Source organism: Sandaracinobacteroides saxicola (assembly GCF_014117445.1).
Lineage (GTDB): Bacteria > Pseudomonadota > Alphaproteobacteria > Sphingomonadales > Sphingomonadaceae > Sandaracinobacteroides_A > Sandaracinobacteroides_A saxicola.
The window spans coordinates 1,428,579-1,452,507 of sequence record NZ_CP059851.1 but is presented as its reverse complement, the minus strand read 5'-3'; the positions used below and the strand labels follow the sequence as shown (position 1 = coordinate 1,452,507).

Below are 23,929 nucleotides of genomic sequence, written 5' to 3'. Positions count from 1 at the left end.
CAATGGCCGTGCCCGGTGGCGACGCATTTCAGGGGCGCTATGTCCGCTGCACCAGACGCTCCGCCTCCCGCAATTCCACGCTCACCAGCTGGCTCACCCCCGCCTCCGCCATCGTCACCCCGAACAGCCGGTGCATCCGGCTCATCGTCACGGCATTATGCGTCACGATCAGGAACCGCGTCTCCGTCAGCCCCGCCATATGGTCCAGCAGGTTGCAGAAGCGTTCCACATTGGCATCGTCCAGCGGCGCATCCACCTCGTCCAGCACGCAGATCGGCGCCGGGTTGGTCAGGAACAGAGCGAAGATCAGCGCGCATGCCGTCAACGCCTGCTCCCCACCCGACAGCAGGGTCAGAGACTGCAACTTCTTCCCCGGCGGCTGCGCCATGATCTCCAGCCCCGCCTCCAGCACATCGTCCGATTCGCTCAGGCGCAGCTCCGCCGCCCCGCCGCCGAACAGCGTCACGAACAGGTCACGGAAATGGCCGTCCACCGCCCGAAACGCCTCCAGCAACCGCACCCGCCCCTCGCGGTTCAGATTGCCGATGCTGCCGCGCAACCGCGCGATCGCCGTCTCCAGCTCGCCGCTCTCCTGCTTCTGGACCGCCAGCCCGGCCTCGATCTCCCCCAGCTCCTTGTCGGCCAGCAGGTTGACCGCCCCCAGCCGCTCCCGCTCCGCCACCATCCCGTCCAGCCGCGCCGCCAGCCCTTCCACCTCGACCGTCTCCCGCGCGAACCCCAGCGCCTCGGGCAGCGCCCGCGGCGCGATCCCGAACGTCGCCACCACCTGCGCATGCAGCGCCTGGATGCCTTCCCGCGCATGCGCCACCCGCGCCGCCATCGTCGCCCGCGCCTCCCGCGCATCCGCCACCGCGCCATTCGCCGCCCGCGCCGCCCGGTCCACCTCCGCCAGCGACAGCTCCGCCGCCAGCACCGCGTCGCCCGCCTGCCCGCGCGCTTCCTCCGCCGCGCCCAGCTCCTGTTCCAGCAGCCCCAGCCGCGCGCCCATCGCCGCCGGCTCGCTCACCAGCCGCGCCCGCTCCTCGCCCAGGCCCGCCACCCGCCGCCGCAACGCCTCCAGCGCCCCCGCCGCCGCCGCATCACGTCCCTGCCACTCGGTGATCTCGCGCCCCAGGCTGGCCATCCTGGCGCGCGCCTCCGCCAGGCTGCGCTCCACCCCCGCCGCCTCCGCCCGCGCCGCCGCCAGCGCCGCCCGCGCCCGTTCCGCCCGCCCGCGGGCCTCCGCCACCGCGCCCGCCGCCGCGCTGGCATCGGGCAGGTCCGCCAGCGCCGCCCCCGCCGCCACCGCTTCCGCCCGCGCCGCCTCGCCCTCGGCGCCCAGCCGCGCGATGCTGGCGCTCATCGCCTCCACGCGCGCCGCCGCCTGCGCCGCCGCCGCCCGCAGCCCCGCCAGCCGCCCGGCGATCTGCTCCCGCCCGCGCTCGGCTTCCGCCCGCGCCGCGCGGCCCTTCGCCTCCGCCGATGCCGCCGCGCTTTCGGCGCCCTTCTGCACCGCCAGCTCGGCCTCCACCTCCGCCACCCGCGCCTTCGCCGGCGCCACCGCCGCCTTCAGCTCCGCCAGCCGGTTCGCCTGCCGCAACGATTCCGCGACCGCACCCTGGGCACCCCCCGGTGGCGCGAAGAAGCCGTCCCAGCGCCACAGCGCCCCCTCGCGGTTCACCAGCCGCTGCCCCGGCAGCAGGCCCGCGAGCAATGCCGCCTCCGGCACCCCGTCCACCACCCCCACCTGCCGCAACCGCCGCGCCAGTTCCACCGGCGCCTCGACCATCGCCGCCAGCGCCCGCACGCCGGCCGGCAAGGCGGGATCGCCCTCTCCCGCCGCCCCCAGCCAGCGCCGCACCGGCTTCTCGCCCGCCGCACCCGCGCCGACCTCGGCATTGACATCCTCGCCCAGCGACGCCGCCAGCGCCGCCTCGAACCCCGCCGCCACCGACAGCGCCACCCGGCCCTTCACCTTCCCCGCCGCGCCCGCCGCCAGCCGCTCCAGCGCCGCCAGCTCCGCGCTCAGCCCGGCCAGCTCGCTGCGCGCCGCGGTCAGCGCCCGCTCCACCGTCTCCCGCGCCCCCGCCGCCGCCCGCCGTTCCGCCTCCGCCGCCGCGATCGCCTCGGCCGCCTCGGCCGCCACCCCGGCCAGCCGCTCCACCTCGGCCTCCGCCGCCGCGATCGCCGCCACCGACTCCTGCGCCGCCCGGCTCGCCAGCGCCGCGTCCCGTTCCCGCGTCAGCCGGGCCAACTCGGCACCCACACGCTCCGCCCGACCCTTCGCCGCCTCGGCCCCGGCGCGCGCGCTGCGTGCCTCCGCCAGCAGCGCGGCATGCGCCTCCACCGCGCTCGCCAGCCCGCGCTCGGCCTCGGTGCTCGCCACCGCCGCCGCTTCCGCCGCCGCCATCCCCGGCCCGCGTGCCGCCTCGGCCTCCGCCGCCGCTCGCTCCGCCATCTCCCGCTCACCCGCCAGCCGCGCCTGCGTCGCCGCCGAATCCGCCGCCCGCCCGCGCTCCCGCTCGGTCTCCGCCTGCGCCGCCGCCAGCGCCGCATCCAGGTCGGCCAGCCGCTGCACCGCCGCCGCGCGTTCCGCCAGCAGGGTGGCCCGCGCCGTCGTCAACCGCTGCACCGCCGCCGCCCGCTCCGCCTCCACAGCCCGCAGCCCGGGCATCGCCGCCGCCGCATTGGCCTGCTCCGCGCTCAAGCGTGCCGCCGCGCGCGTCAGCTCGTTCAGCGTTGCCTCCGCCGCATCCTGCGCCGCCTCCGCCGCCCGCACCTCCTCCTGCGCCGCCGCCCAGCGCGCGTGCAGCAAGCGGGCCTCCGCCGCGCGAATGGCCTCGCTCAGCTCGCGATATTTCGCCGCCGCCCGTGCCTGCCGCCGCAGGCTCGCCGCCTGCGCCTCGCTTGCCGCCATCACATCGGCCAGCCGCGCCAGGTTGGCCTCGGCCGCGCGCAGGCGGATCTCCGCCTCCCGCCGCCGCACATGCAGGCCGGAAATGCCCGCCGCCTCCTCCAGCAGCGCCCGCCGCTCCACCGGCTTTGCCGCGATGATCGCCGCCACCCGCCCCTGGCTCACCAGCGCCGGCGAGTGCGCCCCCGTCGCCGCGTCGGCGAACAACAGCTGCACGGCCTTCGCCCGCGCCTCCCGCCCGTTGATGCGATAGGCGCTGCCCATCTCCCGCTCGATCCGCCGGCTCACCTCCAGCACATCGTCGGCGTTGAACTGGGCCGCGGCCCTGCGGCTGCGGTTGTCGATGGTCAGCGTCACATCGGCGAAATCGCGCGCCGGCCGCCGCGCCGTGCCAGCGAAGATCACATCGTCCATGCCGCCGCCGCGCATGGATTTGGGCGAGCTTTCGCCCATCACCCAGCGCAGCGCCTCCAGCAGGTTGGACTTGCCGCAGCCGTTCGGCCCCACCACCCCGGTCAGCCCGTCGCGGATCAACAGCTCGGTCGGCTCGACGAAGCTCTTGAACCCGCTCAGCCGCAGCCGGTCAAAGCGCACCTATTTCAGGGCTTCCATGATCTTGGGTTCCAGCGTCGCCCAGTTGAACACCCCGTCGGCGCGCGTGCCGTTGATGATGAAGGTCGGCGTCGCCGAGATGTTGAACTGTTCCTGCCCCGCCTGCGCCGCCGCCTGCAGGCGCTGGAACGCGCCCTGGTCGGCCAGGCACTGGTCAAACTTCGCCTTCGTCACGCCGCGTACCTTCGCCCAGGCATCGAACTGCCCCGCCGCGGCATAGGCCGACAGCTGCTGCGCCTGCGGCAGCGCCTGCACCCGCGCGATCGTCGCCGGATCGATCCTGGTGAACGGCAGCACCCAGGCATCATGATTGCGATACAGCTGATCCGCCCACACGAAGAACTGGTTCGCCGGCTGGCACTTGGCGATCTGCGCCACCACGATGTCCACGCCGTTCAGCATGAACGGCCGATATTCGTAACTGACGCGCCCGGCCTTCACCAGGCCGTCCTTCAGCTTGGCGCTCGCCTCCAGATGGAAGTCACGGCAATGCGTGCAGGTGAAACTGGCATATTCCACCAGCTTCACCTTGGCGTCCGGATTGCCCATGCGCACGCCGCCCTCCGGCGTCGCCACGATCATCGTGGTCCAGTCCCGCGTCGCCGCCGCCTTGCCCTTCGCTTCCGCCGCATCCGGCTTGGCGGAATCGCACGCCGCCACCGCCAGCAGCCCGGCACCCAGCATCATCGCTCGTCCCATTGTCACCATCTGTTCTTCCCTTGGCGAAGCCCCGCCTGCGCCCCGTTCCATGGCAGACTATCCCTGCCTTCGTCAAAGTGCAAAGCGCTGCGCCGCATAAGGTCCGGCATCCAGGTCCGGCGTTTCGCCCAGCAGCAGCGCCGCGCCCAGGTCGGCCGCCGCCGGCGCCGTCTGGATGCCCCAGCCGCCCTGCCCGGCGCACCAGAAGAACCCCTCCGCCCGGGCGTCGAAGCCGATCACCGGCAGCCGGTCGCCCGCGAAACAGCGCAACCCCGCCCAGCGCGCGCTGATCCGCTTCACCGGCCAGTCGCACAGCTGCTCGAACCGGTCGATGGCGATCCCCATGTCGATCTCGTCGGGCTGCACGTCATGCGCCACATCGGGGCTTTCGTCGTGCGGGCTGATCCACAGCTTGCCGCCGTCCGGCTTGAAATAAAGCGCGCCGCCGGCATCCATTACCACCGGCATGTCCGCCGGTGCCGCCGGCTCCACTTCCGCCACCACGATCGTCCGCCGCAGCGGCGCGATGCCCACCGTCACCGCATCCGCCATCGCCGCGACGTCGTCCGCCCAGGCCCCGGCCGCGTTCACCACCACCGCCGCCTCGAAACCGCCCGCCGTCGTCGCCAGCCGCCATACCCCGTCCCGCCGCACCAGGCCCTCCAGCCGTGCCCGCGTCGCCATCACCATGCCCGCGGCCTTCGCTCCGCGCAGATAGCTCTGGTGCAGCGCCGCCACATCTATGTCGGCGCAGCCCGGCTCCCACAGCGCCATGGTCGCCCAGCTCTCGCGTAGCCAGGGCAGCTTCGCCTTCACCCCTGCCGGCCCCAGCCGCTGATAGGCGACGCCGCCGGCCACGAACTCCGCCTCCAGCGCCTCCAACGCCGCCGGTCCCTGCACCGGCGCCATGCCCGGCGGATCGTCAATCCCCTCGATCTTCACCAGTGAACCCGTGTTGCAGATATGCATCGCACCACGCGGTGCCACCAGCGCCGTGTCGCAGAACCCCGCCGGCGGATTCATGAAGAACGCCTTCGACGCACTGGTCAGCGGCTGCACCGTCGGCCCGCCATAGGTTTCGGCGTAAAAGGCCGCGCTGCGTCCGGTGGTGTGATAGCCCGGCGCCTCCTCCGCCTCCAGCAGCAGCACGCGCGTTCCCGGCGCACGCCGCAGCAACGCCCAGGCCAGGCTGGCGCCGCCGATCCCCGCGCCCACGATGGCGATGTCGAACCCGCTCATGCCCGTTCCTCCACTCGCGCCGCCACATCCACAAAATCCAGAAGCGTGCGCAACGCCTCCCCGCGCATCGGCTCCGCCTCGCGCAGCAACTCATGCGCCGCGCCGGATATCATCCGCAAGCGGCAATGCGCGAGCCGCGACGCCACCGCCCGCGCCGCCGCATTGCTCACCAGCGCCTCGCGCTCCGCCAGCAGCATCAGCAGCGGCAACCGTACCGCCGTCAGGTCCGCGCGCGCCAGCACGGCAAAACTCGCCTGCGCCGCATGCAGCCAGTTCCAGCTCACGCCCCCCAGCGCCAGCGCCGGATCCCGCGCCAGCCAGTCATGCTCGTCGGCAAAACGCCGCGCGTCGGACGTCAGCAGCAGCCGCCGCGCCGCGCCCTGCTGCCGTCCGCCATAGGCGACCTGCCCCCAGGCAAAGCCCTCGCCCTGCCCCCGGGCCCGCCGCCACGCCGCCGCGATCCCCGCCAGCGCCTGCATCCAGCGCGGCGTCACCAACCCGCACATCGGTGCCAGCAACACCGCGCGGTGCAGCATCGCTCCGCCGCCGCCGGCCAGCCAGCGCAACAGGATGTGCCCGCCCATGCTGTGCGCCGCCGCCACCCAGGGCAGCGCCGCCAGCCCCGGCCGCGCCCGCGCCCAGCGCGCCACCATGTCCAGATCGCTCACGAACGTGGCGAAATCGTCGATCTGGCCGGCGCCATTGCCGCTCAGCCGGCCGCTCCGCCCCTGCCCGCGCCAGTCGAGGCTCAGCACGCTCCACCCGGCCGCCAGAAAGTCCGGATAGACCTCCGCCCATTTCTCCAGGAAATCCGCCCGCCCGTTCAGGAACAGCAGCACCCCCCGGGGAGCTTCGGCCGTCGCCAGCATCACCCGCAGCGGCCAGCCGTCGGCCGCCGCCACCGTCCCCACCCACGCGTCTGCCGGCAGGTGAAAGCGCGGCTCAGTCATCCCGCCCCCGCAGCGTCCGCGCCGGGATGGTCAGCGTCACTACGAACGCCACCGCGGCGAGCCCCAGCGCCACCCAGAACAGGTGAGTCACCGCGACATCGAACGCCCCGATCACGCCCACGCGCGTCGCCGCGTCCAGCCGCTCCGGATGCATCGCCAGCGCCTGCGCCTGCCCCAGGTCGGGCACGCCCCCCAGCAACGGCGCCCGCAGCGGCAGCTCCCGTGCCAGGCCGTTCACCAGCAGCGCGCCAAACACCGCCACACCGATGGTCGAACCGATCTGCCGAAAGAATTGCCCGCTGGCCGTCGCCACGCCGATCCGCTCGCGTAGCACGCTGTTCTGCACCGCCAGGTTATAAAGGCCCTGCCCCGGCCCCAGCCCCAGCCCCACCAGCACCATCCGCCAGATGCTGTCCCATTTCCCCGTCTCCGGCCCGATCTGCGCCAGGAAGAAGATGCCGATCAACAGCACCACCCCGCCGCCGACCAGCAGCGGCTTGTACTGCCGCGTCCGCGACGCCAGCCGGCCGCAGACGATGCTGGAAAACAACAGCCCGCCCATCAGCGGCAGCAGCGCGCTGCCCGCCGCGGTCGCACTCAGCCCCCACACCAGCTGCGCATAGAGCGGAAAGAACATGGCGATGCCCATGAACGCCATCGCCATCAGGAACAGCGCCAGATTGGCGCGCGTGAACACCGGATCGCCGAACAGCGCCAGCGGCACGACCGGATTGTCCGCCCGCTGCTCCACCCACAGCAACAGTCCCAGCCCCAGCAGCGCCGCCAGGAACAGCCCCACCACCTCCGGCGACCCCCAGGGCCGCACATGCCCGCCGATCGAGAGCGCCAGCAGCAGCGGCACGAACGTCGCCAGCAGCATCCCCGCCCCCGCCCAGTCGATGCGCCCCGGATCATTGCCCGGCCGGTTCGGCAACTTTGTCATCAGCACGAACAGCGCCACCACGCCCAGCGGCAGGTTGACATAGAAGACCCAGCGCCACCCCGCCACCACATGGCCGAACAGCACCACCGTGGCATTGTCGGTCAGCCAGCCCCCCAGCAACGGCCCCGCCACGCTCGCCAGCCCGAACAGCGCCCCGAACAGCCCGGCATATTTGCCCCGCTCCGCCGGCGGGAACAGGTCGGCGACGGTCGCGAACGCCCCGGTCGCCAGCGCCCCGGCCCCGATGCCCTGGATGGCGCGGAACAGGATCAGCTGGTTCATGCCATCGCCGATCACCGGCAACGGCCCGAACTCCCCCGCCAGCCCGCACAGCATCGACCCCGCCAGGAAGATCAGCACACCCAGCACGATGATCGGCCGCCGGCCGTATAGATCGCCCAGCTTGCCATAGATCGGCACCGTCACCGTGCCGGTCAGCAGATAGGCCGTGCCCACCCAGGCATAGCGTTCCAGCCCCTGCAAGTCGGCGATGATGCGCGGCATCGCGGTCGCCACGATGGTCTGGTCCAGCGCCGACAGGAACAGCACCACCATTACCGCGAACAAGGACAGCCGGCGCTGCCCCGGTGTCAGTTCAGGCAGCGCGTGCAACGGCACCCTCCGCCAGCAATGCCGCCACCTCCTCCTCGGCATAGCCCAGCTCGGCCAGCAGCTCGGCGCCATGCTCCCCCACCCGCGGCGGCGGCAGGCGATAGGCGGGCGGCGTCCGCGTCATCGCCACCGGCTGCGCGATGGTCCTGACCGTCCCCAGCGTGGCATGCGGCTGTTCCACCACCAGCCCCCGGTGCGCCGCCTGCGCGCTGTCCAGCGCCTGCGCGATCGTGTTGATCGGCCCCGCCGGCACCCCCGCCTTCGCCAGCATCGCCAGCCACTCCGCCGCCGGGCGCGTCACCATCACCGCCTCCACCAGCGGCACCAGCACCGCCCGGTTCGCCGCCCGCGCCGCACTGGTGGCAAAGCGCGCATCCTCCGCCCATTCGGCTTTTCCCGCCAGCCGCGCGAAAATGCCGAACTGATGGTCATTCCCCACCGCCAGCGCGATCGGGTCGGTCGCGGTCGCGAAATCCTGATAGGGCACGATGGAGGGGTGCTGGTTCCCCATCCCGCGCGGCAGCACCCCGCCGCTCAGCCAGCTGCTGCCCTGGTTCGCCAGCCAGCCCACGGCCACGTCGAACAGCGCCATGTCGATATGCTGCCCCTCGCCCGCCTCCCGCCCGCCGGTCGCGTCGCGATGCCGCAGCGCCGCCAGCACCGCGGTCGCGGCATACATGCCCGTCGTCAGGTCCGCCACCGCCACCCCGGCGCGCAGCGGTCGGCCACCGGCCTCCCCGGTGATCGACATGTGGCCGGATTCCGCCTGGATCATGAAGTCATATCCCGCCCGCGCCGCATTCGGGCTGTCATGCCCGAACCCGGTGATGCTGCACCACAGCAGCGAAGGCCGCCGCGCCAGCTGCGTCTCCTCGTCCAGCCCGAAGCGCGCCAGGTCGCCGCTCTTGTAATTCTCGATGACCACATCGGCCCAGTCGATCAGCCGCTGCACCACCGCCTGGCCCCCGCTGCTGTGCAGGTCGACCGCGATCGAGCGCTTGTTGCGGTTCGCCGACAGATAATAGGTCGCGTCCCCCCGGCTGCCGTCCGCCGCGGTCGCCCAGGGCGGTCCCCAGCTGCGGGTGTCATCGCCCTTCCCCGGCCGCTCCACCTTCACCACATCGGCGCCCAGGTCGCCCAAGATCTGCCCGCACCAGGGCCCGGCCAGCACACGGGACAGATCGAGCACGCGAAGACCGGCCAACGCCATCGGAGAAGTCATGTCCGGCCCCTAGCAGCGCGGACGCAACCGCTCCACCCCTCTTGACCGGGCCCGTGCCGCATCGGACAAGCGCGCCCATGGAAAGCCTCGCAAACAATGTCTCGCTCATGCTCGCCGGCCTGCTGCTGGTCGCCGTCCTCGTCGGCTTCCTGCTCGGCCGCGCCACGAAACGCGGCGCCCCCGCCCCCATCCGCGCGGCAGATCATGGCATCGCGAAAGTGGAGGCCGACCGCGACGCCGCCGTTCGTGCCCGCGCCGACGCCGAACGGGCGCTGGAACGCGCCCGCGGCGACATCGCCCGCCTGCAAGCCGAACTTTCCGCGCTGAAAACCGCCGCGCCACCCCCCGTCAGCGCGCCTGTCACCGACGCGCCGCTCACCAGCCTCAAGGGCCTCGGCCCGAAACTCGCCGCCACCCTCGCCGACCAGGGCATCACCACGCTCCAGCAGCTCGCCGCTCTGTCCAACAGCGCGGCCGCGGAACTCGACAGCAACCTCGGCCCCTTCACCGGCCGCCTCACCCGCGACCGCCTGGTCGAACAAGCCAAACTCCTCACCGAAGGCCGCACCGCCGAATACACCGCCATCTTCGGCCCGCTCCCCTAACCCTCCCCTCCCTCCCGCGAAGCGGAGAAGGGGAGTCGAAGACGACGCGAAGCGTCAGCGGTCGGGGGTGGGTGCGAGCCGCAGGCGAGCCCGATGCGCGCGCCGGCTGCAAACGACCGAACAGGAGGAAGCCCCTCCCCCACTTGTGGGGGAGGCGACTCGCGCCAGCGAGCGGGAGGGGGCCTCCCGCACCAGCCGTTTTACCTCAACGCCGCCTGCGCCGCCGCCAGCCGCGCAATCGGCACCCGCCACGGCGAGCAGCTGACATAATCCAGCCCCAGCGTCTGGCAGAAGGCGATGCTCGCCGGATCGCCGCCATGCTCGCCGCAGATACCCAGCTTCAGCCCCGGCCGCGCCGCCCGCCCGCGCTCCGCCGCGATCCGCACCAACTCGCCCACGCCATCGACATCCAGCGTCACGAACGGATCATGCGCATAGATGCCCTTGTCGACATAGACCCCCAGGAAGCGGCTGGCGTCGTCCCGGCTGATCCCCAGCGTCGTCTGCGTCAGGTCATTGGTGCCGAAACTGAAAAACTCCGCATCCTCGGCAATCTCCCCGGCGCGCAGCGCCGCGCGCGGCAGCTCGATCATCGTCCCCACCAGATAGGGCACGCGCACGCCGGTCTCGGCGAACACCGCCTCCGCCGCCGCGTCGATCACCGCCTTCATCAGGGTGAGCTCGCGCCGCGTCCCCACCAGCGGCACCATCACCTCCGGCAGCGGCGCCACGCCGGCCTCCTGCGCCACCGCCACCGCCGCCTCGAAGATCGCCCGCGCCTGCATCTCGTAGATTTCCGGAAAGGTCACCCCCAGCCGGCAGCCGCGATGCCCCAGCATCGGGTTGAACTCGTGCAGCTCGGCATTGCGCCGTTTCAGCACATCCACGCCCACGCCGGTCGCGTCGGCGACATCGGCGAAATCCGCCTCCCGCTGCGGCAGGAACTCGTGCAGCGGCGGATCGAGCAGCCGCACCGTCACCGGCAGCCCCGCCATGATGCCGAAGATCGCGCGGAAATCCTCCCGCTGCGCCGGCAGCAGCTTCGCCAGCGCGGCCCGCCGCCCGGCCTCGTCAGCCGCCAGGATCATCTCCCGCACGCTGACGATTCGTTCCGGCGAGAAGAACATATGCTCCGTTCGCGCCAGCCCGATGCCCTCGGCGCCAAAGCTCCGCGCCGTCGCGCAGTCGGCCGGCGTCTCGGCATTGGTGCGCACCGCCATCGTCCGGTGCGCGTCCGCCCACAGCATCAGCCGGGCGAAATCACCCGTGAGTTCCGGTTGCACCGTTGCAACGGTGCCGCGCATTACCTCGCCATTGGCGCCATCCAGCGTGATGACCGCCCCTTCCGCCAGCTCGACGCCGCCAAAGCGCACGCTGCGCGCATTCATGTCGATCGCCAGATTGCCCGCGCCCGACACACATGGCCGCCCCATCCCGCGCGCCACCACGGCCGCATGGCTGGTCATGCCACCGCGCGCCGTCAGGATGCCGCGCGCCGCGTGCATGCCGGCGATATCCTCCGGGCTGGTCTCCACCCGCACCAGGATCACATCCTCGCCCATCGCCGCGCGCTTCTCCGCGGTCTCGCTGTCCAGCACGATGGCGCCGCTCGCCGCGCCGGGCGAGGCCGGCAGGCCGCGGACGATCACATCGCGCTTCGCCGCCGGGTCCAGCGTTGGGTGCAGCATCTGGTCGAGCATCGCCGGATCCACCCGTAAAATGGCGGTTCGCTGGTCAATCAGCCCTTCCTCTACCATGTCGCAGGCGATCTTCAGCGCCGCCTTCGCCGTCCGCTTGCCGCTGCGCGTCTGCAACACGAACAGCTTGCCCTGCTCCACGGTGAACTCGATGTCCTGCATGTCGCGGTAATGGCGCTCCAGCAGGTCGAACAGCGCCGCCAGCTCGGCATAGACGACCGGCAGCGCCTCCTCCATGCTCGCCGCCTTCGCGCCCGCCTTCTCCCGCGCCGCGCGCGTCAGATATTGCGGCGTGCGGATGCCCGCCACCACATCCTCTCCCTGCGCATTCAGCAGATATTCGCCATAATAACCGCGCTCCCCGGTCGAGGGATCGCGCGTGAACGCGACGCCGGTGGCGCTGGTCTCGCCGCGGTTGCCGAACACCATCGCCTGGACGGTGACGGCCGTGCCCCAGTCCTCCGGAATGTCGTTCAGCCGGCGATAGACATCCGCCCGCTCGCTCCGCCAGGATCCGAACACCGCCGCCACCGCGCCATGCAGCTGCGCCGTCACATCCTGCGGAAAGGGTGCCCCCTGCTCGCGCTCCACAATCCCCAGATAGGCGGCGACCAGCGCCTTCAGGTCGTCGGCGTCCAGCTCGGTATCCAGGCTTACGCCCTTGTCTTCCTTGGCATATTCCAGCGCGTCCTCGAACAGGTAGTGGTCGATGCCCAGCACCACATCGCCATACATCTGCACAAACCGCCGATAGCTGTCCCAGGCAAAACGCGCATCGCCCGAGCGCGCGGCCAGCCCCAGCACGGTCGCATCGTTCAGCCCCAGGTTCAACACCGTGTCCATCATACCCGGCATCGACACCCGCGCGCCCGACCGCACCGACACCAGCAGCGGATGATCCGCATCCCCGAAGCGCGCGCCGCTGGCAACGGCCGTCTCGATATGGCCGATTCCCGCCGCGATCTCCGGCAACAGCGCCGGCGGCAGTGTTCCCCCGGCGGCATAATGATCCGCGCACACGGGCGTCGGGATCACGAACCCCGGCGGCACCGGCAGGCCGATCCCCGCCATCTCATGCAGGTTCGCCCCCTTGCCGCCGAGGTGATTCTTGCCCAGGCCATGCGCGGACGCGACACCGCCCCCAAAAGGATGAATGATCATAAGCGGCGTTTACGGCACCCCCCGCCAAAATCAACCATGCTGCGGTGCAGCACTACCCTTCGATCTTCGAGAAATCCGCCACGCGGTGCATCAGGTCCCGCACCGCCGCCAGCAACGCCAGCCGCGCCTCCCGCACCTTCGGGTCGGGATCGTTCACCCGCACGGTCTCGAAAAACGCATCCACCGGCCCCCGCAACCGCGCGAGCACCCCCATCGCCCCCTCAAAATCCTCCCGCGCCAGCAACGCATCCGCCTCCTCGAACAACGTCACCGCCCCACTCCCCTCCGCCGGCAGGAACAGCGCCGCCAAATTTTTCTCCGTCTCCCCAATGTAGCGGTCGGCAAACGGCGCCAGATCGACACTGAAACTCCGTTCATCGTTCTGTTCTTCCATACGAAGGATGTTCGCGGCACGGCGGTAGCCCGCAAAGAGATCCGCACCATCTGAGCTTTTCAGAAATCTCTGTAAGGCGTTTGCCTTTTCCACCAGACGAACAAGATCATCATCGCCAGAAACAGAAATCGCGTCAATTACGTCATGGCGAGTGCCACGCTCTCTCTGCTGCACTTTAATGCGATCAGCGAGAAAATCCTTCAAATGTTTTTGCCCTTGTTCAGCATGATAAACTGTCATTAAATAAGCATCGGCAAATCTTTGACCCAATTCATCAAGTTCAACATTGAATAGTTCATCTTGAAACGAGATGTGTATTTTTTTGCGATCTTGGTCAAATCCTATTGTTGGCCATTGCTTTAATTCTCCATCTTCGCCCGTTTCAAACATGGGTATAAATGGAGACATGTTGCAAGCACGATTATACATCTGCTCATTTATAGTAGGCAAAAATTGCGGCCAGACGCTATCCAAACCAAAGCGTAGTTGATTGGTCATAATCAAATGGATGATTCCCATGGCTGCTCGGCGCAGGGCGTATGGGTCTTTTGATCCGGTCGGACGCTCATCAACAACAAAGAAACAAGATAGCGTATCCAGCCGATCTGCCAACCCCAACGCCACACTCACCGGCGCCGTCGGCACTTCATCCCCCTGTCCTGCCGGCCGATACTGGTCCCGAATGGCCCCCGCCACTTCCGGATGCTCACCCTGCGCCGCCGCCAGATAGCCGCCCACGATCCCCTGCACCTCGGGAAACTCCCCCACTGTCCCCGTCACCAGGTCGCACTTCGCCAACCGAGCCGCCCGTTCCGCCAAATCCGCGAACAAACCTCTCCCCTCCCGTTGACCTTCGGTCGCCTGCGGCTCAGGGGAGCGGCCGGGGGTGGGGAAGTCCGCCAACGCCTCACCCGCACTTTCCGAACCCACCGGAACCGCACCACTTTCAATCAGCCAGCGCGCCAGCTTCGCCACCCGCTCCACCTTGTCCGCCACGCTCCCCAGCTTGGCGTGAAACACGATCTCCCCCAGCTTCGGCGCCAGATCCTCCAGCGGCACCGCCAGATCCCGCTCCCAGAAGAACCGCGCATCCGCCAGCCGAGCACTCAACACCCGCTCATTCCCGGCAACAATCCGCGCCCCCCCATCCGCCGCATCGATATTCGCCACACAAATAAACGCCGCCCCAAGTTCTCCCCCTGCAAGGGGGAGCGACTCGCTGGCATCGCCAGCGGCGGAGGGAGTGTCCCCACTGCGCGCAATGGCACCACCCCCTCCGCTCGCTACGCGAGTCGCTCCCCCCTTAACCGGGGTCCCCACGAGCTTGCTCGTGGGGTGGACAAGGGGGAGATCGCAGACAGCAAAATATTTCTGGTTCGTCCGCATTGTCAGCTGAATGACCTCGCGCGGCACGCTCAGGAACGCCGGATCGAACCGCCCCAACAGCGGCACAGGCCACTCCGTCAACCCGGCATTCTCCGCCTCCAACCCGGCATCCGGCACCAGCGCAAACCCTTGGCTTGCTGCCAGCCGCGCCGCCCCCTCCCGAATGATCGCCGCCCGCTCGCCTGCGTCCAGCACCACAAACCCGGCTCGCAACTGCGCCTGATATGTCGCCGGCGTCTCCACAGAAATCGCCGCCCGAGACCCCATGAACCGATGTCCGAATGTCTCCCGCCCGCTCGCCACCCCATGCGCCGCGAACGGCACCACCTCGCCGTCCAGCAGCGCCACTATTCCCCGCAACGGTCGAACCCAGCGCGGAGACGCCGTCGATACACTCGCCGCCCCCCAGCGCATCGATTTCGGCCAGCCGAACCCCTCGATCATCCCCGGCAACCGCGCCCGCAACACCTCGCCGGTCGCCGCCCCCGGCTTCCCGATCACCGCATACAGGAACCGCCCCTTCGGATCGTCGCGCACCTCCAGCGCTTCCCGCGCCAGCCCCGTCGATTTCAGAAACCCGGCAATCGCCTGCTCCGGCGCATCCGCCCGCGGGCCCCGTCTCTCCTCCCGCGTCGCCGCGCTCCCCGCCGGCAGGCCCCAAGCCAGCAGCGCCAGCCGCCGCGGCGTCGCATGCACCTCCACCCGCTCCGCACCCAGCCCCGCGTCGGCCAGCAACGCCTCGAACGCCGCCTTCAGCCGCGCACAGGCATCGGCCTGCATCCGCGCCGGGATCTCCTCGGAAAACAGCTCCAGCAGAAAGTCGCTCATGCCGCGCTCTCCATCGAGGAGGTGTCCGGCACCGCTGCATAGAGATGCGCCACCGCTTTCACCAAATCCCTCACCCGCCCGATATAGGCCTGCCGCTCCGCCACGCTGATCACCCCGCGTGCGTTCAACAGGTTGAACAAATGGCTCGCCTTGATCGCCTGGTCATAGGCCGGCAACGGCAGGCCCCGCCCCACCAGCGCCCGGCACTCCTCCGCCGCCTTGGCGAACCCGTCGAACAACGCCTCCACATTCGCCGCCTCGAAATTATAGGCGCTGAACTGCTTCTCCTGCTCCAGAAACACATCGCCATAACTGACCCCGGCGTTGTTGAACGGCAGGTCATAGACATTGTCCACGCCGAACACATACATCGCCAGCCGCTCCAGCCCCAGCGTGATCTCCCCTGCCACGGGCGCGCAATCCAGCCCGCCAACCTGCTGGAAATAGGTGAATTGCGTCACCTCCATCCCGTTGCACCACACCTCCCACCCCAGCCCCCAGGCGCCCAGCGTCGGGCTCTCCCAATCATCCTCCACAAAGCGGATGTCGTTCGCCAGCAGGTCCAACCCGATCGCCTCCAGCATCCCCAGATACAGGTCGAGGATGTTGTCCGGCGACGGCTTCAGGATCACCTGATACTGGTAGTAATGCTGCAACCGGTTCGGATTCTCGCCATAGCGCCCGTCGCTCGGCCGCCGGCTCGGCTGCACATAGGCGGCATTCCACGATGCCGGCCCCAGCGCCCGCAACGTCGTCGCCGGATGAAAGGTCCCCGCCCCCATCTCCAGGTCATAGGGTTGCAGGATCACGCAGCCCTGCCGGCTCCAATAGTTGTGCAATGTCAGGATCAGGTCCTGAAAGCAGGTCGGCTTCGTCATGCCGCCGCGTTTAAGGTGCACAAACTAAACCGGCAAGTCAGGCCGCCAGCGCCACCGCCACCGGCGTGCCCGTCAGCGCCGCATTGCCCGACAGCGGATCGAACCGGTCGCGCCGCGTCAGGTCGTTGATGCTCACCCCCGGCTTCTCCCGCGCCACGCTCAGCTTCACACCCTCGCGCCCATGCCCGAATCCGTGCGGCAGGCTGACGACACCCGGCATGACGTCGTCGCTCACCTCCGCCGACACCGTCACCTCGCCGGCCTCGCTCGCCACCGTCACCATCGCGCCATCCCCGATCCCCCTCGGCGCGGCGTCATCGGGATGGATCATCAGTGTGCAGCGATCCGGCCCTTTCAGCAGCCGGCGCGAATTGTGCAGCCAGCTGTTGTTCTGCCGCACATGCCGCCGCCCGATCAGCGTCAGGCCCTCGGGCACCGGCGCCGCCATCGCCTCCGTCAGCCGGTCCAGATCACCCATGCAGGCCTCCGGGGCACAGTGGATCAGCTTGTCCGGCGTCGCCAGCCGCGCCGGCAGCCGCCCGGCCTGGAGCGGCCCCAGGTCGATGCCATGCGGCGCCGCCTCCACCTGTGCAAGCGTCAGCCCCCAGTTCGACCGCCGCAGCATCGCATCCAGCGCCTCGCGCGGGTGCATGATGTTGGGCACCGCCTGCCCGCGCGCCGACAGCAGCGCGCGCGACAGTTCAGACACGATCTGCCAGTCACTGCGATCCGCCCCCATCGGCAGCAGTGCCGGCGCATATTTGGCGAAATTCCTGACGGCAATTGCCCCCAGGAACAGTGGATAATGGTCCTTCTGCAGCGGGCCACAGGGTGGCAGGATATAGTGCGCATGCCGTGTCGTTGCCGTCACATACATGTCCACACTCACCATCAGTTCCAGCGATTCCAGCGCCTTGTCCAGCGTTCCTCCATCGGGGCATGACAGCACCGGATTGCCTGCCACCGTCACCAGCGCCCGCACCTGGCCCTCGCCGGGCGTCAGAATCTCCTCAGCCATCGTCACCACCGGAAACTCGCCCATCACATCGGGCAACCCCCGCACCCGGCTGTGCCGCCGCCCCTGGCTTCCTCGCCCGGACTGCGCCACGACATCCACGCCCGGCGTCGAGAACATCATCCCGCCCTCGGCATCCAGATGGCCCGTGGCGATGTTCAGCATCGCTATCAGCCAATGGTTCAGCGTGCCGAACGCGGCGACGCTCACCCCCATCCGGCCATAGACGATGGATGGACCATCTCCCAGCGCCGCCGCCAGCTCATGAAACGCCGTTTCACTGATGCCGCAGAAAGCGGCGCAGTCCGCCAGATCGAACCGCCGCAGCGCCTCCCACACGGCATCCCAGTCTTTAAGCATCGGCAGCAGCCGCCCCGGCCGCACCGCGCCCGCCGCATCCAGCGCGAGCAGCAGTCCCACCAGCAGCGCCGCATCGCTCCCCGGTCGCACGAAATGATGCTCGTCGGCGATCTTCGCCGTCTCCGTCCGCCGCGGGTCGACCACGATCAGCCGGCCGCCACGCGCCTGCAACGCTTCGATCCGCCGCTTCACGTCGGGCACCGTCCACACGCTGCCGTTGGAGGCCAGCGGATTGCCGCCGATGATCAGCATCGTCCGCGTCCGATCGATGTCCGCCACCGGAAACAGGCTGTTGTGGCCATAGATCCACAGCTGCACCAGCTGATGCGGGATCTGGTCCACGGTCGAGGCGCTGAACACATTGTCGGTTGCCAGCGCCTTCTTCAACGCACCGAACTGCATCCCCACGCTGTAATTGTGCGCCGTCGGGTTGCCGATGTAGAGCGCGCCCTGCCCGCCCGCCGTCTTGATCGCGGCATAGCGGGCAGCGATTTCCGCATAGGCCGTCTCCCACTCGATCGGCACCCAGCGGTCGCCCATCCGCTTCACCGGCGTCCGCAACCGGTCGGGATCGTCCTGCAGGTCGGCGATCGCGGTCGCCTTCGGGCAGACATGGCCACGGCTCAGCACATCGTCGGGATCGCCCTTGATGCTCAGCACCTTGGCACCCTCCAGCTCCACCAGGATGCCGCAATTGGCCTCGCAGATATGGCAGGTGCGGGTATGGACCGTGCTCACAAGCTCTCCCCTCTCGCCGCCGCGCGGCCTATGTCGGTTGCGGGAGGAGACAGCATGCACCCGTTCCATCACGCCGCCAACACCCCGGAAAAGCCAGCCATCATCATGGCCGACAGCGGCGAGACGCTCAGCTACGCAGCGCTCGAAGCCCGCTCCAACCAGGCGGCCCAGCTTTATCGCGCGCTCGGCCTCAACCGCGGGGACTGCATCGCCCTCTTCGCCGTCAACGAGCTGCTCTATCTCCCGCTCTGCTGGGGCGCGCAGCGCGCCGGCCTCATCTTCACCTGCATCAGCACCAAGCTCACCGCCGAAGAGGCCGGCTACATCGTCCAGGATTGCGGCGCGAAGCTGCTGATCGCCAGCGCCGCCCTCGCCCCGGTCGCGGCCGCCCTGCCCGCGGTCGCCCACCGCTACGCCATCGGTGGCGGCATCGAGGGGTTCGCCGCGCTCGAACCCGCGCTCGACGCCCAACCCGCCAGCCGCATCGCCGACGAATCCGCCGGCCGCGACATGCTCTATTCCAGTGGCACCACCGGCCGGCCGAAGGGTATCATCGGGCCGCTGCCCGAAGGCGCCATCGACCAGCCCGACGCGCTGACCGGCCTCGTCATGATGCTCTACGGCTTCGGCCCCGACGCCGTCTATCTCTCCCCCGCACCGCTCTATCACGCCGCGCCGCTGCGCTACTGCATGGCCGTCCACAAGACCGGCGGCACGGTCATCGTGATGCGCAAGTTCGATCCCGAGGCCTATCTGGCGCTCATCGAAAAATACCGTGTCACCCATTCGCAATGCGTGCCAACGATGTTCGTCAAGATGCTGAAACTGCCTGATGACATCCGCGCTCGCGCCGACATCTCCAGCATCCGCGCCATCATCCACGCCGCCGCGCCCTGCCCGATCGAGGTCAAGGAGCGCATGATCGACTGGTTCGGGCCGAAGATCTTCGAATATTACAGCGCCACCGAGGGCAGCGGCTTCACCGCGCTCAACAGTGCCGAATGGCTGGCGCACAAGGGCAGCGTCGGGAAAGCGCTGCTCGGCGAAATCCGCGTGCTGGACGAGGAGGACAATATCCTCCCCCCCGGCCAGACCGGCCGCATCTATTTCCATGGCGGGCCCAAGGTCGCCTATCACAACGACCCGGCCAGGACCGCCGAGGTGCAGGGCGCCCATGGCAGCACCTTTGGCGACATCGGCCATGTCGACGAGGACGGTTACCTCTACCTCACCGACCGCGCCAGCTACATGATCATCAGCGGTGGTGTGAACGTCTATCCGCAAGAGACTGAAGATGCGCTCGTCATGCACCCCAAGGTCGCCGACGTCGCGGTCTTTGGCATTCCCCACGAAACGCTCGGGGAGGCCGTCCACGCCGTCGTCCAGCCGCGCGACTGGGCGGACGCCGGCCCCGCGCTCGAAGCCGAGCTGCTCGACTTCGCCCGCGCCCGCCTCAGCCCGATCAAAACGCCCAAACGGATCGACTTCGACCGCGAACTCCCCCGCCACGACACGGGCAAGCTGTACAAGCGCCTGCTGAAGGACCGCTACTGGCGCTGAGCGGCGCTGGCATTTCCGGCGTTCCCGGCTACAAGCGGCCGCCATGCGCTCGCTTGCAACTCTTGTTTTCGCCCTGCTGTGGAGCCTCGCCGCCACGGCGCAGACCCCGCTTGCCCCCGCCCTATGGGTCATCAGGGACGCGGACACCACCATCACCCTGTTCGGCAGCATCCACACGCTCCCCGTCGGCATCCGTTGGCAGAAGCCGGCGATCATGCGCGCCTTCGACGCCGCCGACACGCTGGTGCTCGAAGCCGTCATCCCCGACAACCCGCTTGCCATGCTTCCCACCATCATGCGCCTGGCCCGCAAGGACGCGGTCGTGCCGCTCGGCAACCGCGTGCCTGAAAACCGCCGCGCCGAACTGAACGCCGCCGTCGAACGCCTCCGCCCCGGCCCGCTCGACGCCTATGACAGCTGGTATGCCGCGCTCGAGATCGCCTCGACCGACAGCGAACGCCGCGGCGTCTCCGCCCGCAACGGTGTCGAAGCCGTATTGACCGCCCGCGCCCGGGCGCGCGGCATGCCCGTCACCGGCCTCGAAAGTTTCGAACAGCAGCTCGGCTTCTTCGACAGCCTGCCCGAAACCGACCAGGTGAAACTCCTGCTTGCCGCCCTCGACGACCTGCCCGATGCCGACCGCCGCAGCCGCGCGCTGGTGGACGACTGGCTGAATGGCCGCATCGATTCGCTGGCCACCGCCCTCAATGACGAGTTCGACGGCTCACCGTCGCTGCGCATGATCCTCCTCAATGACCGCAACGCCCGCTGGGCCAGCTGGATCGCCGCCCGCATGGCGCAACCGGGCAAGGTGTTCATCGCCGTCGGCGCCGGGCACATGGCCGGCCCCGACAGCCTGCTCGACAAGCTGCGCTCGCTGCGCATCGAGCCCGAGCGCGTGAACGAACCCACCCGGGAACGTCGCCCGGCAAAGCGCAAGCGCCGTCGATAACCCACCGCCGTGCCGGCCAGTGCATGGCCAAGCCCAGGAAATGCTGTCATCATCCCGCGCAAAGGCCGGCGGAGGGCGCCCATGTTGATCGCGCAGATCAGTGACCTGCACATCGGCTTCGATGTCGACAACCCCAACGAGCGCAACCTCCAGCGCCTGAACGCCGTGCTCGACATCCTGATCCCGATGGCGCCCGCCTGCCTCCTGGTCACCGGCGACCTGACCGAATTCGGCTCGCTCGAAAGCTATCGCCGCCTTCATGCCGCGCTCGCCCGCTGCCCCTTCCCGATCTTCGCCGGGGTCGGCAACCATGACCGGCGGGACGAATTCGCGCAGGTCTTCACCGCCACGGGCCGCGATGCCGACCATGTCCACTACACCGCTGACCTGCCGGGCCTGCGCCTCGTCATGCTCGACACGCTCGACCCCGGCCACCACGGCGGCGCTTTCTGCGAATCCCGCGCCGGCTGGCTGCGCGCGCGCCTCGCCGAAGCGCCCGACACGCCCACGCTCCTCATCCTGCATCACCCGCCCATTCCCACCGGCATCGCCTGGATGACCGCTTTCCCGCAAGATCCCTGGGTGATGCGGCTGGAAAGCATCGTCCGCGCCAACCCGCAGATCCGCCGCGTCGTTGCCGGTCACATCCATCGCGCCCTGTTGCGCGATTGGGCCGGCACCACCGTTGCCGTCTGCCCCTCCACCAGCCCGCAGGTGGCGCTCGACTTCCGCGCCATGGCCGACCATCCCGATGGCCGCCCGATGATCGTGGATGAACCGCCGGCATTCGCCATCCACCAGTGGGACGGCAGCGGCTTCACCACCCATTTCGGCGTCGCCTCCGGCCAGCGCGCGCTCGCCCGTTATGACTTGCGCATGAAACCCGTGGTCGAGCACATCATGGCCGAGCATCCGGCGCCGAACGCCTGACGCTCAGGCATCCGCATCCGCCTGCATCTCCGGCCGTGCGGCCTGGAACGCCGGCAGCGCGTTGCACGCCGCCTCCACCGCGTTGATGCGCGGCCAGTCCAGCGGAACGCCGAACCGCCGCGCGTTCGCCAGTTGCGGCACCAGCAGCACATCCGCCAGCGATGGCGCATCGCCAAACGCAAAAGGCCCGTTTTGCCCCTGCAACAGCGTTTCACAGGCGGAAAGGCCATCCGCGATCACCGTCCGCGCCCAGGCCTGCGGATCCCCCCCTAGGTCGCGCACCCGGTTCAGGATCTTCAGGTTCTGGATGGGATGCACATCGCAGGCGATGACCTGGGCGAACGCCCGCACCCGCGCCCGTGCCACCGCGTCGCCCGGCAGCAGCGCCGGCTCGGGAAAGCGTTCCTCCAGATAGTCGATGATCGCCAGCGACTGTGTCAGCAGCGTGCCATCCTCCAGTTCCAGCGCCGGCACAAGGCCCTGCGGGTTGCGCGCCAGATAATCCCTTGCGCGCTGTTCCCCCAGGCGCAGGTCCAGCGCTACCTGTTCCACCGCCACGCGCTTCAGCCCCAGCGCGATCCGCACCCGCCAGGTCGCCGTCGAGCGCCAGTAACCGAACAGCCGCATCAGCGCGGCGGCTTCACCGGGGCCGGCACGACATAGAGCGGCGCCAACGCTGCCTCCAGTTCCGCCACGGTCACGGCGCGCCCCTCCTGCCCCGCCCAGGCCTTGTCGGTCGGAAAGGCCACCAGCGTGCGGACATTGGACCCGGTGAAACCCTCACGTGCAATCCCCACCGCCAGCCGCTCGTCGATCATGACGAACCGGTCGGCGCCCTTCGCCGCCGCCGCCCGCGCCAGCATCAGTAGCGAGGCCTCCGTCGCCGTGTCGATGAAGGCCCTGTCGTCGCTGATGCTGTATTGCTGCATCGTGCCGGCGCGCTGCGGCTCGGTCTTCACCGTCTTGGCACCCGGCTGGATCGCCTTCGCCCGGTCAGCCCGCGCGCCGTTGGCCTCGAACCGCGGATAGAGGATCATCATCCCCTCCGCCGCTTTCGGCCCGGCGATCCGCTCCAGCGCCACCCGGCGCGCATCCGCCGCCAGCTTCGCGGGATCGATGGTGATCACCGCCCCCGGCGCCTTGGCCCTGGCGCTTGCCACCACCGCGCCGACGATCGCCGGCGGCGCCAGCCAGCGCGATTTCGCCGCCAGCAGCGCCGTCGCCGCGGTCGCCTCCGCCGGCGTTGCCGCCTTCGCCAGCGCCAGCTGCACCCGCGCCAGCTGGATCAATTCGTCCGCCCGCGCCACCAGCGCCGCCGCCTCTTGTGCCTCCCTGTCGCTGCCGGTCGCTTTCGCCGCCACCTCATCCACCAGTTGCTGCGCCGTCGTCAGCGCGGCGTCGGCATCCTTCGCGCCCGCCACCGCCTTCAACGCCGCCACCCGCGCCGCGGTCAGCGCATTGGGCGTCTCCAACATGCTGTTCCACAGCGCGAAATCCGCTGCCGCGCCCGCGAAATCACCGGCCCCTTCCCGCGCGGTCCCGCGCCGCGTCAACCCGCCGGGATGGATGCGCGCGTACCGGTCCAGTGCCACCTGTTCAGCCGGCGAGATTTCCGGCGACAGCAGCAACAGGTCGGTCGCCTCATTCGCGGTATAGCCGCCATAGGGCCGCGCATCGAACGCCGCCAGCGCCGCCGCCTCCGCCTTGTCCTGCCGCCCCGCCCTGGCCTCGGCGCTCGCCTCCACCAGCCAGGCAGCCACCCCGGCGCTGCGGGCGTAGTCGGCACGCAGGATCTCGGGCAGTTCCACCGCCCGCGCCGCCCTTGCGTCGGCGATCGCCTCCTCCAGCTTGCCGATCTCGATGTAACGGATCGCCCGCGCCAGCAACACCTCGCCGCGCCGGATGGCATTGCCGGTCACCCGGTCATCGCTTGCCAGCGCCGCGGTGCAGGCCTCCACGCCTTTTTCCGCCTTCGCCCTGGCCGCGGTATCATCCGCCTCCGGCCCGCCGAACAACCCGCCGAAAATCCCCAGCGTGCCCAGCACCAGCAACGCGTTCGCCGCCTGCTCCGCCACCGGCACGCGCCGTCCATAACCATCGCACTTCAACAGGTTGCTGGGCTCCGCCAGCACCGGCTCCGCCGTCGACAGCAACGCCACCGTCAGGATCAGCTTCCGCATTCCGCCCCCTTTTGTCTTTCCCCCTGCCTAAAATAGGTTGTGGCGCAAACGCAA

16 protein-coding genes are annotated in these 23,929 nt (G+C 69.6%); 4 read left to right on the top strand and 12 right to left on the bottom strand.

From position 1 onward, the window contains the following. Window positions 1-37: 37 nt before the first annotated feature. The 6 genes from smc to H3309_RS07225 form a co-directional block, all read right to left on the bottom strand. Window positions 38-3,508: a chromosome segregation protein SMC gene (gene smc, locus H3309_RS07250; protein WP_182298086.1), complete on the bottom strand. Its 3,471-nt coding sequence runs from the start codon at window positions 3,506-3,508 to the stop codon at window positions 38-40. Then, window positions 3,509-4,213, bottom strand: a complete 705-nt coding sequence (locus H3309_RS07245; RefSeq protein WP_182298084.1) for a thioredoxin domain-containing protein — start codon at window positions 4,211-4,213, stop codon at window positions 3,509-3,511. 84 nt (window positions 4,214-4,297) lie between these two features. Continuing rightward, window positions 4,298-5,464 (bottom strand): NAD(P)/FAD-dependent oxidoreductase, encoded by a 1,167-nt coding sequence (locus tag H3309_RS07240; RefSeq protein WP_182298082.1) that lies wholly within the window; start codon window positions 5,462-5,464, stop codon window positions 4,298-4,300. Beyond that, entirely contained in the window at window positions 5,461-6,414 is a 954-nt protein-coding gene (locus tag H3309_RS07235) for an alpha/beta hydrolase (protein WP_182298080.1), read from the bottom strand. The genes H3309_RS07240 and H3309_RS07235 overlap by 4 nt, the downstream gene beginning before the upstream one ends. Next, window positions 6,407-7,969, bottom strand: a complete 1,563-nt coding sequence (locus H3309_RS07230; protein ID WP_207791571.1) for an MDR family MFS transporter — start codon at window positions 7,967-7,969, stop codon at window positions 6,407-6,409. The genes H3309_RS07235 and H3309_RS07230 overlap by 8 nt, the downstream gene beginning before the upstream one ends. Continuing rightward, window positions 7,953-9,191 (bottom strand): CaiB/BaiF CoA transferase family protein, encoded by a 1,239-nt coding sequence (locus H3309_RS07225; protein WP_182298077.1) that lies wholly within the window; start codon window positions 9,189-9,191, stop codon window positions 7,953-7,955. Before H3309_RS07225 ends, H3309_RS07230 begins: the two co-directional genes overlap by 17 nt. 77 nt (window positions 9,192-9,268) lie before the next feature. Between H3309_RS07225 and H3309_RS07220 the strand changes: the two genes are divergently transcribed. Continuing rightward, complete coding sequence (locus tag H3309_RS07220; RefSeq protein ID WP_182298075.1) at window positions 9,269-9,796, top strand: helix-hairpin-helix domain-containing protein; 528 nt, start codon at window positions 9,269-9,271, stop codon at window positions 9,794-9,796. Window positions 9,797-9,996: 200 nt separating this feature from the next. Here H3309_RS07220 and ppdK read toward each other — a convergent pair whose 3' ends face one another. Genes ppdK through H3309_RS07200 form a run of 4 tightly spaced genes read right to left on the bottom strand, consistent with a single transcriptional unit; the run spans window position 9,997 to window position 18,253 of the window. Next, a complete protein-coding gene (ppdK, locus tag H3309_RS07215; protein ID WP_182298073.1) occupies window positions 9,997-12,654 on the bottom strand; it encodes a pyruvate, phosphate dikinase in 2,658 nt (885 codons plus the stop codon). Window positions 12,655-12,706: 52 nt separating this feature from the next. Beyond that, a complete protein-coding gene (locus H3309_RS07210) occupies window positions 12,707-15,262 on the bottom strand; it encodes a glycine--tRNA ligase subunit beta (RefSeq protein WP_182298071.1) in 2,556 nt (851 codons plus the stop codon). Beyond that, the gene (locus tag H3309_RS07205) at window positions 15,259-16,140 is read right to left on the bottom strand and encodes a glycine--tRNA ligase subunit alpha (protein ID WP_182298069.1); all 882 of its coding nucleotides are present in this window, start codon (window positions 16,138-16,140) and stop codon (window positions 15,259-15,261) included. The genes H3309_RS07210 and H3309_RS07205 overlap by 4 nt, the downstream gene beginning before the upstream one ends. A 37-nt stretch (window positions 16,141-16,177) precedes the next feature. Then, complete coding sequence (locus H3309_RS07200) at window positions 16,178-18,253, bottom strand: molybdopterin oxidoreductase family protein (protein ID WP_207791570.1); 2,076 nt, start codon at window positions 18,251-18,253, stop codon at window positions 16,178-16,180. Between the two features lie 54 nt (window positions 18,254-18,307). Here H3309_RS07200 and H3309_RS07195 point away from each other — a divergent pair, with 54 nt between their 5' ends. The 3 genes from H3309_RS07195 to H3309_RS07185 all read left to right on the top strand — a co-directional run bounded on the left by H3309_RS07195 (window position 18,308) and on the right by H3309_RS07185 (window position 21,695). Then, window positions 18,308-19,813 (top strand): AMP-binding protein, encoded by a 1,506-nt coding sequence (locus H3309_RS07195; RefSeq protein ID WP_182298067.1) that lies wholly within the window; start codon window positions 18,308-18,310, stop codon window positions 19,811-19,813. 43 nt (window positions 19,814-19,856) lie between these two features. Continuing rightward, window positions 19,857-20,765 carry a TraB/GumN family protein gene (locus H3309_RS07190; protein ID WP_182298066.1) on the top strand — a complete coding sequence of 303 codons (909 nt, stop codon included), beginning with the start codon at window positions 19,857-19,859 and terminating at the stop codon, window positions 20,763-20,765. Window positions 20,766-20,846: 81 nt separating this feature from the next. Next, the gene (locus H3309_RS07185; RefSeq protein WP_182298064.1) at window positions 20,847-21,695 is read left to right on the top strand and encodes a metallophosphoesterase; all 849 of its coding nucleotides are present in this window, start codon (window positions 20,847-20,849) and stop codon (window positions 21,693-21,695) included. 3 nt (window positions 21,696-21,698) lie between these two features. On the opposite strand, the gene maiA is transcribed toward H3309_RS07185, so the two are convergent. Continuing rightward, a complete protein-coding gene (gene maiA / locus H3309_RS07180; protein ID WP_182298063.1) occupies window positions 21,699-22,322 on the bottom strand; it encodes a maleylacetoacetate isomerase in 624 nt (207 codons plus the stop codon). After that, window positions 22,322-23,875, bottom strand: a complete 1,554-nt coding sequence (locus tag H3309_RS07175; protein WP_182298061.1) for a hypothetical protein — start codon at window positions 23,873-23,875, stop codon at window positions 22,322-22,324. Before H3309_RS07175 ends, maiA begins: the two co-directional genes overlap by 1 nt. Window positions 23,876-23,929 lie beyond the last annotated feature (54 nt).

What these genes read in the sequence shown, in the direction of transcription:
- H3309_RS07245 (WP_182298084.1), bottom strand. Translation starts at nt 4,213, where the DNA reads ATGATGCTGGGTGCCGGGCTGCTGGCGGTGGCGGCGTGCGATTCCGCC.
- H3309_RS07240 (WP_182298082.1), bottom strand. Translation starts at nt 5,464, where the DNA reads ATGAGCGGGTTCGACATCGCCATCGTGGGCGCGGGGATCGGCGGCGCC.
- H3309_RS07235 (WP_182298080.1), bottom strand. Translation starts at nt 6,414, where the DNA reads ATGACTGAGCCGCGCTTTCACCTGCCGGCAGACGCGTGGGTGGGGACG.
- H3309_RS07225 (WP_182298077.1), bottom strand. Translation starts at nt 9,191, where the DNA reads ATGACTTCTCCGATGGCGTTGGCCGGTCTTCGCGTGCTCGATCTGTCC.
- H3309_RS07220 (WP_182298075.1), top strand. Translation starts at nt 9,269, where the DNA reads ATGGAAAGCCTCGCAAACAATGTCTCGCTCATGCTCGCCGGCCTGCTG.
- ppdK (WP_182298073.1), bottom strand. Translation starts at nt 12,654, where the DNA reads ATGATCATTCATCCTTTTGGGGGCGGTGTCGCGTCCGCGCATGGCCTG.
- H3309_RS07210 (WP_182298071.1), bottom strand. Translation starts at nt 15,262, where the DNA reads ATGAGCGACTTTCTGCTGGAGCTGTTTTCCGAGGAGATCCCGGCGCGG.
- H3309_RS07205 (WP_182298069.1), bottom strand. Translation starts at nt 16,140, where the DNA reads ATGACGAAGCCGACCTGCTTTCAGGACCTGATCCTGACATTGCACAAC.
- H3309_RS07195 (WP_182298067.1), top strand. Translation starts at nt 18,308, where the DNA reads ATGCACCCGTTCCATCACGCCGCCAACACCCCGGAAAAGCCAGCCATC.
- H3309_RS07190 (WP_182298066.1), top strand. Translation starts at nt 19,857, where the DNA reads ATGCGCTCGCTTGCAACTCTTGTTTTCGCCCTGCTGTGGAGCCTCGCC.
- H3309_RS07185 (WP_182298064.1), top strand. Translation starts at nt 20,847, where the DNA reads ATGTTGATCGCGCAGATCAGTGACCTGCACATCGGCTTCGATGTCGAC.
- maiA (WP_182298063.1), bottom strand. Translation starts at nt 22,322, where the DNA reads ATGCGGCTGTTCGGTTACTGGCGCTCGACGGCGACCTGGCGGGTGCGG.
- H3309_RS07175 (WP_182298061.1), bottom strand. Translation starts at nt 23,875, where the DNA reads ATGCGGAAGCTGATCCTGACGGTGGCGTTGCTGTCGACGGCGGAGCCG.